This window comes from Andreprevotia chitinilytica DSM 18519 (assembly GCF_000711875.1).
Classification (GTDB): domain Bacteria; phylum Pseudomonadota; class Gammaproteobacteria; order Burkholderiales; family Chitinibacteraceae; genus Andreprevotia; species Andreprevotia chitinilytica.
The window spans coordinates 58172-70693 of record NZ_JONM01000022.1 but is presented as its reverse complement, the minus strand read 5'-3'; the positions used below and the strand labels follow the sequence as shown (position 1 = coordinate 70693).

The window sequence follows — 12522 nt, the reverse complement described above, 5'->3', positions numbered from 1 at the left end:
CGTGGAAGTCAGTACGCCAGCGCGGCCTACCAGGCGTTGCTGCAGCGGCATGGCGTGGTGTGCAGCATGAGCCGCAAGGGCAATTGCTGGGACAACGCGGTGATGGAGCGCTTCTTCCTGAATTTGAAGATGGAACGGGTCTGGCAGCGCGACTATGCCAACCCGGCGGAAGCGGTGCGTGATGTGACGGATTACATCGTGGGCTTTTACAACAGCCTGCGGCTGCATTCCAAACTGGGTTACCGGCCACCCTCCGTGTTTGAGCGGGAATCGGCTGGCAACGCACCTAGTGGGGTGTCCGGGGAAAGTTGACCACTACAAACATCGCCACCCCGGCCGGCAAGCCGTCCGGGCTACGGTTGCTTTTGTCCCCTCGCCCTCGCGTGCAAGGCTTTAGCCTTGCTCAGCGATTAGTGGGAGAGGGTGCTTACATAGGTCGCGGCATTTTGCACGACCCTCACCCCCGGCCCCTCTCCCACTTTCCCTGAACAAGGCTAAAGCCTTGCACGGGATGGGCGAGGGGAGTGCGCGCCACCGCGTCGATTGCTGTCCTTGACCGATTTGATGCGACTGAGATACTTTCAACGGGTCGCGTTTGGTTACGCGATCGGGATTGGCCTCCTGACATCAAGGCGGACAACCGCTGCAACAGCGGTATTTTTATGTCCGCAACACCTAGGCACGCCTTCAGCAATGGCGGGGGCTAGGTGGGGGCACCTTCGGGTGCGCCGGTTCCTTGATGCCGGTAGGCCAACCTCGCCTAGCACCTGCCACCTCCGATTGGCCTTGGAGGAGTGGGTTTAACCGCTCATCAAGGAGGCTCCCATGCCCATCTCCCAACACTCCACCCCCGCACCGCCCGACCCCGGTCATCTCATCGCACAAGCCCGTGATGGCTTTGCCGAACTGGATCAGATTTTCACCATCCTCACGTCCCTGATCGACCAACGCAGCGTCGGCTATCAATTGGCTCGCGATGGCCGCCGGCTGGCAGAGCGACACCATTTGGCGATGCAGACGTTGCCGCTCCCAGAGCGCCTAACCGCCTCACTCAGCACGCGTTACGCACGGATCGGAGGCAGTCATGGCTGAACTTCATCGCTGTCCTACTCCACCCAAGCTAACCGCCAATGATTTCAACGACATCGCCGACATCGGCCTGAACCGCATCGCCCAACTCGGCAGCATGTTCCGCGCCTTGGTCGAAACCACAGAGCCGGAATCCCATCCGCATCATCTGGCGAAGATCGGCGCGTATTTGTCGGAGGAATGGCATTTCGCGCTGGATATGTCTCGCGCCGAGACTTTGGATCGGCTCAACGTGCCACGAGCCATCAATCGGATGACGGATCGGCGTTAGCCCCGTAGTGCGGGTTAGCCGCAAGGCGTAACCCGCAAATTCCGTGCGCTCGCCATACATCCCCTACGCGGGTCAAACGACCCGCCCTACTCGCCACGAAAGCGCAGCGCATAAAAAACGACGGCATCCAATGCCGTCGTTTTTCATTGCCACCCCGGTTACAGCACCGGGGGGGGTTACAGGCTTACCAGCCCATGCCCACGCCTACACCGAGGTTGTATTCGGTGCCGGAGGTCGAACCGCCCACCGTCAGGGTGGTGGTGTCGTTGATCCGGCGCTGATACCCCAGTGCCACAGCGCTTTGGCCGTTCATGTAGCCCGCACCGATCGCCACGCGGTTATCCGTGCGCAGGCCGGCGGCGCTGGCGGTCATGCTGGACATGGCGGCGTTCATCGCGCCGAGTTTGTCCATCTTGCGTTCCTGATCGCTCATGCGCTGGTACACGTCATCACGCAGGTTATTCAGGTCGGCTTGCACTTGGTCAACACGGGTGTTGACGGCGCTGAGCTGCTTGAAGTTGACCGCGTCGTAAGGCTTGGTGCCGTCCGCCACATTGGCAATCGCCCGCTCGCTGCCGGCCGAGCCGACCGACACGGTATTGGCCCGATCCGCGACCGAATCCGCGCCGATGGCGGTCGAGTTATCTGCACTGGCCGTAGCGTTGGCCCCCATCGAGGTCGAGTTGCTGCCGGTGGCTTTCGCCTTGGAACCGAACGACGACGCCTTCTTGCCAGAGGCTTCGGCATCCGCGCCACCCGTGGTGGACGACTCGCCCGAACCTTGCGAAGCGCTGCCACCGCCACCTGTGCCGCCACCGCCCGTGCCACCGCCATTTTGCTCAATGGTGGTCACGCGGTCGCTCACGCCCTTGATGGACGATTCCAGGTTGTCGCGCAGTGCGGCGATCTGGCTGCCGTTCACCGCATCGGTGCTGCCCGCCGCGATATTGCCGGCGCGCACGTTGGTGATCAGCGCACCGCCCACGCCGCCCATCGATACCGTCGTGCGAGTCGCATCGGTATAGGTGACGGCCGAGCTGACCGTGCCATCGGCATTGACCAAACCGGAACTCTTGAGCTGGCGCATGTTCACCGCATCGCTATCGTCCGCACCATCGGCCACATTCTTCAGCTGCACCGCGTTGCCGCCCTTGTTGAGCGTGATGCTGCCCTTGGTTGCGTCGTCGTATTGCACGGCGGTGGTTTCCAGCGTGGCGACACGGGTAGTGGTCGCGTGCAGTTGCTTGCCGGTGACAGCATCGCTGCTGGTGTCCGATTCTTCGCCATCGGCCAGATCGGTGAGCTTGCGCTTGGTCACGTTGCCGTCCGCATCCTTCTTGCCACCGAAGCTCACTTCGGTGCCGTCCAGATCCTTGGCCACGGTAATGGTCTTGCTGTCTGCATCCTGCTGCACCAGGCCAACCGCGCCGGAGTCGAGCTGGTTGGTCAGCGAGTTGATGCTGGTTTCAGTCTTGCTGACTCGGGTATCCAGCGCAGTGATGTTCGTATTGGCCTGCGCAATGTCTGCCGTGTTTTTCGCCACGTTGGTGTTGAGCGTGGTGATGTCGCCTTCGTTCTTGGTCACGCGGGTATCGATCGCGGTCACGCTGTCGTTGGTGGATTTCAGCTGCTTGCCAGTCACCGCATCCGTGCTGGCGTCGGAGAGGTCGCCATCGGCCAGACCGGTCAGCTTGCGATTGATCGCATTACCGTCCGCATCCTTGCCGGCGAAGCTGATTTGCGTGCCGTCCAGATCCTTGGCGACGGTAAGGTTCTTGCTCTCTGCATCTTGTTGCACCAGCCCGACCGAGCCACTGCTGAGCTGCGTGGTGAGGTTGGTTACGTCGCCTTCGTTCTTGGTCAAGCGGGTATCCAGCGCGGTGATGCTTGTGTTGGCCGTAGCGATATCAGCCGCGTTCTTGGTGACGTTGGTGTTGATCGTGGTGATGTCGCCTTCGGTCTTGGTCACACGGGTATCGATGGCCGCCACGTTGGTATTCGTGGTGCTGATGTCGCCTTCGGACTTCGTAACGCGGGTATCCAATGCGGAGATATTCGTATTGGCGGTCGTGATATCAGCCGTGTTCTTCGCCACGTTGCTGTTGAGCGTGCCGATGTCACCTTCGGTCTTCGTGACGCGGGTATCCAGTGCGGTGATGTTGGTATTCGCCGTGGCGATGTCGGTCGCGTTCTGGGTCACGTTGTCATTGGTCGCCTTCAGCTGCCTGCCAGTCACTGCATCCGTGCTGCTGGCCGAGAGCGCGCCGTCCTTCAGGCCGGTCAGCGTGGTGCCGCCTGCGCCGCCAAGGGTGATGGTGCCTTTATTCACATCGCCATATTTCACGGCTGCGCCGTCGAGCGTGGAAAGCGCCGTGGCGTTGCTGGTAACGCGGGTATCCAGATTGCCAAGCGCCCCGCCGACATTGTTGAAGGTGGTGCCGCCAACGGTGTAGCTCGGCGCGGAAACCGTGCCGTCCGCACCGACTGTCGAGCCACCGCCCAGTGCAGCGGCAATGCGGGTGGCGTTGGTATCAACCACGCTCTTCACGGCGTTCACCTGCCCCACGTTGGCGGCATCGGTGTTTTGTGTACCGGCGGCGAGGTTGGTGATCTGGCGTTGGGCGGTGGACGAACCGACGGAGATTTCGCCGAGGGTCGTGTTCACGCGGCCGTTGCTGTAGGACAGCGGATCGACGACGCTGGTCAGCGCGCCACGATCGGCGACGGAGCTCGCGCCTAAAGCAACGCCATTGCTCACGGTGACGCGGCTGGAGGCACCAAGCGCAACACCGCCATTGGCTGTTTTTGCAACCGAGGCATTGTACGCGGCAGCGAAGCTATCCTGCCCGCCTGCATTGGCCTGCGCACCCATCGCTACCGCGCCGGAATTGAATGCCGTCGCCAAACGACCAATCGCAATTTGTGCTGGAACTCCGCCGCTAACCGACGCATCGCCGGCAACGGCACCATCACCCATTGCCATTGCACCCGCGCCGGTTGCAACCGACGCAACACCGGTCCCCGCATTTTGCTTCCAGTATTTCAGTTGGGTATCCCCGTACACCGAGAGGTCGCCACCGACACTCATTGACTTGTTGTCGTAGAAAACGATATCGGCGCCAGGATTCGACGGGCCGGTAGCGCAATTGGGGTCATTGGTAACTTGGCCAGTCGTGCCCCCGTCCATGATCCGATAACAACCGTTATCCCTGCCGTCGTTGAAGTAATACTCCGCCCTTGCTTCTTCCGGCACGCCCATTCCGCCGAAGAAAATACCCATCGCCACAGCCAATGCGGAAGGGCCGCCAACGCGCTTGCCTTTTGCCTTGGCAAACTCCGGCACCGCCATCCAGGCGTTACGGGCTTCGTTGAAAACCATGCGATAGATACGTTTCATTTCTTTGCCTCTTTGTAAAAAGCGGAACGCCGGCACCGGGGGTCGGGATTGCCGTCATGGGAGGGAGCCAGGTTCGGTTTGGTCTTCCGTTCATCCAAAGGGTAAGGAAATGCACCATGCAGCTACACCAAGCTCAACGATTTCTAAACACGCTGCTGGTGGTGTTTGATCCATGCGACCGATTCCCCCTCTGCGTAGGAGCCCGGTTTTGCCTTGGCGCCGATTGATGCAAAGAATCGGGACGCAGGCGTTGACGCGAAACACGACGAACCTGAGAAATCAGATGATTCCCAGTGGGCTTATGCCATCAGTAATCCCTGCCGATGCAGCAGACCAACCCATTTTATTGCCCCCTGCGGCGCCCCCTGCGCACCGGCATCGACGCACCATGACAATGCAATGCACCATATCGGGGCAAAACCAAAGCGTTTTGAACGCAAGCGGGCTATCAATAAATTCCGTCAATTCAATGCCTTACCGACCTTCATCAAAAAGCAATCAGCCCGGCACGCAATTTGCTCCGTACATGAATGAATCGATTCGCACCGCTTTAACCCGCTTCACTGGCTTCCTCCTTCATGCTGCGTATCCTGCTCGTCAATGACACCGACAAGCCCATCGGCGAATTGCGCCAGGCGTTGGCTAGTCACGGCTTCGAAGTACTGGCCGTGGTCGGCTCGCCGCACGCGTTGCTGGCGGCAGTGGAAGGCCAGCGGCCGGACGTGGTGATCATCGATACCGAATCCCCCTCGCGCGATACGCTGGAGCAGCTCTCGGTGATGAACGCCGCCGCGCCGCGCCCGGTGGTGATGTTCAGCGCCGATGCCAATCAGCAGCTGATTCGCGCTGCCGTCGGGGCCGGCGTGACCACCTATCTGGTGGAAGGCATCGCCCCGGAAAAAATCGCCCCCATCGTGGATGTGGCGCTGGCCCGCTTTGCCGAGGAAAGCCGGCTGCGCCAGAAACTGGCGGAGGTGGAGCAGAAGCTCAGTGACCGCAAGCTCATCGACCGCGCCAAGGGCATCCTGATGGATAAGCGGCAGATGACCGAAGCCGTCGCCTATGAAACCCTGCGCACGCAGGCGATGAAGCAAGGCAGCAAACTCGTTGACGTGGCGCGCCAGATCATTGCCATGGCTGATCTGCTATAGCAGTGCCCGACCGGAGTTCTCAAGAGATGCCTTACCCGTCCCCCTCCCGTACTGCCACGCCGTGGATCGCCGGCTCCGATGCCCCCGAGAAACCGCACCTGCGGCTCGGCTTTGTACCGCTGTCCGATTGCGCGCCGGTGGTGGCGGCCAAGCTGATGGATTTCGGCCGCAAGCATGGCCTATCCATCGAGTTGTGCCGCCAGCCGTCGTGGGCGGCGATCCGGGATAAATTGCTGTCCGGCGAGATCGACGCGGCGCATTCGCTGTATGGCCTGGTGTATGGCGTGCAGTTGGGCCTGGGTGGGCCGCAAGCCGATATGGCGGTGTTGATGACGCTGAACCAGAACGGCCAGGCAGTCAGTCTTTCCAACCGCTTGGCGCAGCGGCTGCGGCAAGGCGAATCGCTCAGCACCGTGCTGGCCGCCGATACGCATCGGCACGTGTTCGCGCAGACCTTCCCCACCGGCACGCATGCGATGTGGCTGTATTACTGGCTGGCATCGCAAGGCATTCATCCCTTCAACGATGTGCAAAGCATCGTGATCCCGCCGCCGCAGATGAGCGACGAGCTGGCGCGTGGCCGGCTGGATGGCTTTTGCGCCGGCGAGCCGTGGCATGCCGTCGCCGAGGCGGAAAACGTCGGCCAGACCGTGGTGACCAGTGGCGAAATCTGGCCCGATCACCCGGAAAAAGTCCTCGCCTGCCGCCGCGACTTCGCCGCGCTCTACCCCAACACCGCCCGCGCCTTGACGATGACGCTGCTGGAAGCCTGCCGCTGGCTCGATACCCCCGACCACCGCCGCGAAGCCGCCGGCTGGCTCTCCGGCCCCGGCCTGATCGGCCGCGCCACCAGCCTGATCGCGCCGCGCCTGTTAGGCGACTACGGCGGCGCCCCCCTCTCCACCTCGCCCCGCCCGGTGCGTTTCTTTGCCGAGGGCGAAGTCAACTTCCCTTACCTCTCCGACGGCCTGTGGTTCCTGAGCCAATACCGCCGCTGGGGCATGCTGCGCAAACCGGTCGACCTGCCCTCGATGGCATGCTCGATCAACCAGATCGCCCTCTACCGCGAAGCGGCCGGCGCGCTCGGCATTGCGCTGCCGGCCAGCGACATGCGCAGCAGCGTGCTGCTCGATGGCAAGCCGTGGGATGGCACCAATCCTGAGGCGTATGCGGATTCGTTTGCGATTCGGGCGCGTTGAGTGGGGGGAGGCTGTTCGCGATCTTTTGCATGTCTGAGCTGCAATGGCCTTTATTCCCCCCTTCGCGGAAGGGGGGGACAACAACCCGGCGCCGTCGCTGAAAAGATCATGAACAGGCGCAGAAAATCAGTTCGTAGGGCGCAATCCCCGTCGCGTGCGAATCCATCACTGAGCGAATTAAAAATTCGCACGTAGAGATTCGCTCAGCAAAGGGCATTGCGCCGCATTGGCTCACTGAACTGACTGACTGCGATCATCCGCCCCCGCCAAAGTCAGGCGCGTGCCGGCCGGCAGGCTTGGGGCGAATTCCCGCAGGCGGGCCGTGATCACGTCCTTATCGCGCGGCGTGGTGGCGTAAATCGTCGCCACCGTGGTGCCGCTGAACATGGATGAATTGCGGGTTTCCAGTTTGCCGACGGGCAGCCATTGCGGTGGCGGCAACACCTCGTCATCGCTATGCAGAATGGCCAACCCGATACCGCGTTCCCGCGTGAGGCGATCCATCCATTGCGGATCGGCTTGCGTGGTAATGGCTTTGCGGGAAGCTTCGGAAATCTGGCCGGATAGATCGAGCACGTAATACGGATTGTTGTTATTGATCAAGCCGGGATGCGTACTGGCAATCGGTTGCTTGTAATAGTCCACGACAAACCGGCGGATTTGATATGGCCCTTCGTAAACGACTTTGGTGGCCGAAACGATATCAAGCGTATGAATGGCATAGCCCGAGCCGAGGACAAGAATCGATGCACACACATAAATCCAGTTGCGGGTCGAGAACCGGTTCACGAAAGCCAGCAGCGTGTCCTTGTAGCAAATCAGGATCGTGCAGGCTTCCAGCGCCAGCACATACGCCTCATAGCGCGACGAATGCGATTGCAAACTGCCGGCCACCAATTGCGCACTGCAAATCATCACGCAAAAACCCACCACCGCCGGCCGCACCCAATGCGAGCGCTGCGATGTAGCCGGTCGCCGCCAGTTGGACAAACTCCAGCAAATGACCAGCAGCAGGAAAATGATATGCGTCGCGCCGAAGCTGAAGATGTTGTTCTGCAACGTCGTTGCCAACGCCTGCACAAAGCCGAACAGGCCAGCGCTATGCAAAGACAGACTGCTGGTGGCGACGTGAGAACGAAACAGCACGGAATTGGGTAAATAGGACAAGCCCTGCGCATGCAGATACAGGCTGAACGACAACACCAGAGACAAGCTGGTGGCCGCAATGGCAAAGGCGTAGCGGTATTTGCGGAACAAGACCAGCAGCACCACATCCGCCAACAATGCCGCCAATGCCTCGTAGCGAATCAGCGGCAGGATGATGATGGCGACCAGCCACCACCAATCCGTCTCGTTGCGGCGAATAAAACGCAGCAGGCCGAGCAGGCAGGTAATCGTCAGAAAGATATGCAGCGAATGCTCAAGGCCGGTAAACGCCAGGCCAATCAGATTGAGCGCCAGGGCAATGGAAACGGTCAGCGCCACCAGCCAGATCGCAGGCACCCGCTCCAGCCGCAATTGGCATTCAGCGGCCAGATTGCAAATGAGCGGGCTTAACGCCAAGGTGGCGGCAATGCAAACCAGAAATGGCGAAAACTGGCCAGCCCCAAAAAACGACAATAAGGCGAGGATAAACGGGTACAGGATATTGGAACTCGGCGCAGTAAATTCGCCCGGATTCAGGCCATAGCCGCCCTGCAGAATCTGCTTGGCCAAGGCCATATGCGTATAGGTGCCCGCATCGAGCGTATAGGCGAAATGGCCCTGATTGGCGAACATCACCGCCAGGGTGAAGACTGCAAACATGCCGGCCAATGTGGCCGCGATAATCAACATCGAACGGTAATCGGGTTTGATTGCCTCGAACGTATTTGGAATTGAATCGGCGATTTGGGACATTGCGGCCTTCTTAGCGGTTTATGGGGATGAGCGCTGCCTACGCATACAAAAAAATTTGTGCGGATGTTTCTGGCGGAGCGATGGGACAGGGACGTACTTTTGTCCCCTCTCCCTCCCGTGCAGGGCTTTAGCCTTGTTCAGGGACAGAGGGAGCGGGTTAGGGAGAGGGTCGTGAAAAGAACGTGGTACTTGGCAAATACCCTCACCCCCGGCCCCTCTCCCACAAGTGGGCGAGGGGAGAAATCACGCCTTCAGATTTGAATCTGCGGCCTAGGGCAAGCGCACCCACTCCACCTCGCCCGTGGCGGTGCGATCCGTGGTCGGGCTGGGGACGGTGTATTTCAATTTATTGCCCATCAGCGAGAACGCGCGTACTTGCGTCGTGCCATCCCAATTCGGAAACGAGGCGTGCTCGATCTTGAAGGTGATGGTGTGGTTGACCGGATCGACCACATAGCTGCCGAAATGCGCATTGCTGCCATCGATGGCGGCCTTGATTTCCTCCGGCGTGCCCTTGCTCTTGTCATTGGCCGCGAACTTCGGGCGGTCGGCGCGCAAGAGTTGTAGCGAATAGCGCCCACCTTGATCGAAGATCAGCAAGCCTTGCGGATTCGGGCCGTACAGATGCACCCGGCTGCCATCGGGCAACAGGTTATCGACCAGCACCACGCTCCAGCTCCCCACCAGACCGCCGGCCGTTGCTTGATCGGACGGCTGCGCGAGTGCGGTGGCTGGCGCCCAAGCCAAGGCAGCGCCAATCAGCAGTGATTTCAGGGTTGTCATCATCAATTCCGCTCCACAAAGAGATTCATATCTAGCGATCCAGCCATCACGGTGCGGATGACCCGGCCGGCACCAGTTCGCCCACCACGTCGGGCGATCGAACCGGCACCTTGGCAGCCAGCTTCTGGCGGAAGTAACGCGCCGTCGCCCACAGCAGGGAGCCACCCAGCGTCGCCAGCAGCAGCGCCATGACCAGCACGATGTGCTGGATGCTGATGACCTGCCCCAGACTGGCAGTCACGACGCCGCCCAATGGATAAGACGAACAAGTGATCAGATAAAACGGCCCGATCACCTTGCCCAGATGCTCAGGCTCGATGGCCTTGATGCGCTGGGTGCGGTTGAACACATTGAACAGCGCCACGCCGCCCATCGCCGCCAGGAAGGAAAACACATACACCCACACGTTGACCGCCAGCCCCATGCTCACCAGACCGGCGCACAGCGTCGTGAACCCGACCGCGCCGACCCGGTAGATCGACCATCTCGCCAATAGCGGCGGAATCAGCAGCAGGTTGAGTAAGCCCAACGCCCCCGCCCCGGCGTTCATCAGGCCGAATACCGTATCCGATGCGCCAAACGTGCTGGTGATCAGGTAGGCGTTAGCGCTGATCGCCACCGCAAACGCAAAGTTGATCGAGAAGTTCACCACCGCCAGCCGGATCACCGGCGGATTCCCCAGCAGCAATCGCCAACCCAGCAGCAAATCATGGCCCACCCGGCGCGGATTGAGCATTTGACGCGGGCTGGTCGGCAAGGATCGCCAGCACCATGCCGCCACCAGAAACGCCGCCCCGGCCAGCCCCAGCAAGGGCAGCTTGCCGACCCACTGCGCCAGCCCGGCCGCCAGACCGGGGCCCAACGCCATCGCCAGCAGCTCGATGTTCTGCAAGGTCGATTGCGTGCGCGAGAGCCGGTCCCCCGCCGCCAGCCGTGGCACGGTTTTCTCGACCGCCATACGGATCGGCGCCATCAGCGTGGAGAGCAAGATGCCGTTGATGATCAGCACGATCACGGTGGACGACGGCGCGAGCCAGCAGCACAGCGTGGCGATCAACAAACACGCGGCGCGAGCCAGATTGGCTTTCAGGAACAGGAACCGCCCGCCCAGCAGATCGGCCAGCAAACCGGCGAACGGGTACATGATCAGCGCCGGCAGCCACTCCAGCGCAAAGGCCGTGCCAGCGTAGGCGATGCTCTTGGTGTTCTGGTAAATGAGCAGCGGCACAGCGAACAGTACGGTGTGTTCGGCGATCAGTCCGCACATCACGCCACCGGAAAACCAGCGCAAGCGCCGGGCCTCGGCGGTAGCTTCGGCTTGGGTTCGCTCGGTGCTTGGAAGAGGAACGGACTCAGACAAGTGCTGGCTCCTTCGCGTCCGCTTCCAGCTCGCGCACCAGCGGCAACACGTGCTGGCAGAACCGCTGCATCTCGCCCCGTGTCGGCCAGCCGGAGAAGATGAATTCGCTCACGCCTGCCGCCTTGTATTCCAGCAGGTATTCGGCCACCTCCCTGTAGCTGCCAACCACGCACAGCGCCGGGCCGCCGCGATAGGCCACCGCGCCCGACCACAAATTGGGCGACAACCAGTCGTTGGTCGCTTCCGCCGCCAGCCAGAACGACGTCTTCACCGCTTCCGAATCGGATTTCGCCACGAAGTCCTGCACGTTCTGGCGGTGGGCTTCGTCCGGCTTGACCATCATCGCCTCGACTTCCGCCAGCGCCTCGGCCCGGGTTTCTCGCGCCAGCACGTGCATGCGGATGCCAATGTCGCGACCGGACGCCAGCACATGCTTGCTGGCGGCAGCGATGCCGGCCGGCGTATCGCCGTAACGCAACCAGCAATCGCCGTATTCGATGGCGGTTTGCTGGGCCACTTCAGAAGCGCCGCTCAGATACAGACGCGGGCGTTCCTGATTCTTGAACGGCAAGCCGAGCTTGGCACCGGCAAGGCGATAGAACTCGCCCTCGTGTGAAATCGGCGACTCGCCCTGCCAGAAGCGATGCAGCAAGGCGAGGAATTCGTCGGTGCGGCGGTAGCGGTCGTCATGCTGCAGAAAATCGCCGTAGTAGCCCTGCTCTTCCGGCGAGATGCCGGCGACGATGTTCAGCGAAATGCGCCGGTCGGACATCCACGACACCGTGTTCACCACCTGCGCAAATAGCGTCGGCGGCAGCAGGCCGGGGCGATAGGCCAGCATGAAATTCACCCGCTTGGTCTCGCGGGCCAGCGCGCCGATCAGCGGCAGCGGGTCCGGCAGGTGAAAGCCGATCCCCATCAGCAAGGAATCGATGCCCAGCGCCTCGGCCTCCTGGGCAAAGCTCACCATGCCATCCAGATCCAGCTCCGTAGCCAGATCCTTTTCCGATGCGGTGGTATTGCCGTTGCCGCGTGGCAGGCACCAGTGGATTCGTAGCGGGCGTGTCATGTGCAATGGTTCCTCAGAAGCTGTTCAGTTATGCGCCTGTGGCGCGGTTTTAAAAGCGTTACAGCGCGTTCCGCCGCGCAGACGGGGAAAGGACTTTGTCTCGCCAAAGCCCTCTCCACTCCAAAGGCGACCCTGCGCCTTACGGTCCTCCGGACTACCCTCAGTCGGTCGCGAGCCTAAGGTCTCGCGACACTCCCTCGGCGCTTAGCGAAAGGGGAAAAAAGCCGCAGTGCAACCGTTGCGGTGAAATGCAACGGCAGTTAAGTGCTACGGTCATCTATTTCGTAGGGCGCAATCCCCGAAG

Annotated in this window: 10 protein-coding genes; 5 read left to right on the top strand and 5 right to left on the bottom strand. The window is 61.2% G+C overall.

Annotated elements, in window-relative coordinates; genetic code table 11:
* The 3 genes from BR41_RS18215 to BR41_RS18205 form a co-directional block, all read left to right on the top strand.
* Positions 1-312: integrase core domain-containing protein (locus BR41_RS18215; protein WP_035059890.1), on the top strand; the 312-nt coding region annotated here is incomplete at its 5' end.
* Positions 313-825: 513 nt separating this feature from the next.
* Entirely contained in the window at positions 826-1092 is a 267-nt protein-coding gene (locus BR41_RS18210; RefSeq protein ID WP_035059868.1) for a hypothetical protein, read from the top strand.
* Positions 1085-1360, top strand: a complete 276-nt coding sequence (locus BR41_RS18205; RefSeq protein WP_035059866.1) for a hypothetical protein — start codon at positions 1085-1087, stop codon at positions 1358-1360. Before BR41_RS18210 ends, BR41_RS18205 begins: the two co-directional genes overlap by 8 nt.
* 184 nt (positions 1361-1544) lie before the next feature.
* Here BR41_RS18205 and BR41_RS18200 read toward each other — a convergent pair whose 3' ends face one another.
* Entirely contained in the window at positions 1545-4757 is a 3213-nt protein-coding gene (locus tag BR41_RS18200) for an ESPR-type extended signal peptide-containing protein (protein ID WP_084187390.1), read from the bottom strand.
* A gap of 578 nt (positions 4758-5335) precedes the next feature.
* Between BR41_RS18200 and BR41_RS18195 the strand changes: the two genes are divergently transcribed.
* Both BR41_RS18195 and BR41_RS18190 read left to right on the top strand, forming a co-directional pair.
* A complete protein-coding gene (locus BR41_RS18195) occupies positions 5336-5908 on the top strand; it encodes an ANTAR domain-containing response regulator (protein ID WP_035059863.1) in 573 nt (190 codons plus the stop codon).
* 26 nt (positions 5909-5934) lie between these two features.
* Positions 5935-7107: a CmpA/NrtA family ABC transporter substrate-binding protein gene (locus tag BR41_RS18190; protein WP_051711316.1), complete on the top strand. Its 1173-nt coding sequence runs from the start codon at positions 5935-5937 to the stop codon at positions 7105-7107.
* A 231-nt stretch (positions 7108-7338) separates the two neighbouring features.
* Here the strand turns inward: BR41_RS18190 and BR41_RS18185 are convergent, their stop codons facing one another.
* From BR41_RS18185 to BR41_RS18170, 4 genes are all read right to left on the bottom strand, one after another.
* Positions 7339-9006 (bottom strand): hypothetical protein, encoded by a 1668-nt coding sequence (locus BR41_RS18185; RefSeq protein WP_035059860.1) that lies wholly within the window; start codon positions 9004-9006, stop codon positions 7339-7341.
* Positions 9007-9276: 270 nt separating this feature from the next.
* Positions 9277-9792 carry a lipocalin-like domain-containing protein gene (locus BR41_RS18180; RefSeq protein WP_156970784.1) on the bottom strand — a complete coding sequence of 172 codons (516 nt, stop codon included), beginning with the start codon at positions 9790-9792 and terminating at the stop codon, positions 9277-9279.
* Positions 9793-9835: 43 nt separating this feature from the next.
* Positions 9836-11149: an MFS transporter gene (locus BR41_RS18175; protein ID WP_211251803.1), complete on the bottom strand. Its 1314-nt coding sequence runs from the start codon at positions 11147-11149 to the stop codon at positions 9836-9838.
* Positions 11142-12218, bottom strand: a complete 1077-nt coding sequence (locus BR41_RS18170) for an LLM class flavin-dependent oxidoreductase (RefSeq protein WP_035059858.1) — start codon at positions 12216-12218, stop codon at positions 11142-11144. Before BR41_RS18170 ends, BR41_RS18175 begins: the two co-directional genes overlap by 8 nt.
* Positions 12219-12522: the final 304 nt, after the last annotated feature.

Excerpts from the sequence above, each read along its gene's own strand:
- BR41_RS18210 (WP_035059868.1), top strand. The coding sequence starts at position 826 with ATGCCCATCTCCCAACACTCCACCCCCGCACCGCCCGACCCCGGTCAT.
- BR41_RS18205 (WP_035059866.1), top strand. The coding sequence starts at position 1,085 with ATGGCTGAACTTCATCGCTGTCCTACTCCACCCAAGCTAACCGCCAAT.
- BR41_RS18200 (WP_084187390.1), bottom strand. The coding sequence starts at position 4,757 with ATGAAACGTATCTATCGCATGGTTTTCAACGAAGCCCGTAACGCCTGG.
- BR41_RS18195 (WP_035059863.1), top strand. The coding sequence starts at position 5,336 with ATGCTGCGTATCCTGCTCGTCAATGACACCGACAAGCCCATCGGCGAA.
- BR41_RS18190 (WP_051711316.1), top strand. The coding sequence starts at position 5,935 with ATGCCTTACCCGTCCCCCTCCCGTACTGCCACGCCGTGGATCGCCGGC.
- BR41_RS18185 (WP_035059860.1), bottom strand. The coding sequence starts at position 9,006 with ATGTCCCAAATCGCCGATTCAATTCCAAATACGTTCGAGGCAATCAAA.
- BR41_RS18180 (WP_156970784.1), bottom strand. The coding sequence starts at position 9,792 with ATGATGACAACCCTGAAATCACTGCTGATTGGCGCTGCCTTGGCTTGG.
- BR41_RS18170 (WP_035059858.1), bottom strand. The coding sequence starts at position 12,218 with ATGACACGCCCGCTACGAATCCACTGGTGCCTGCCACGCGGCAACGGC.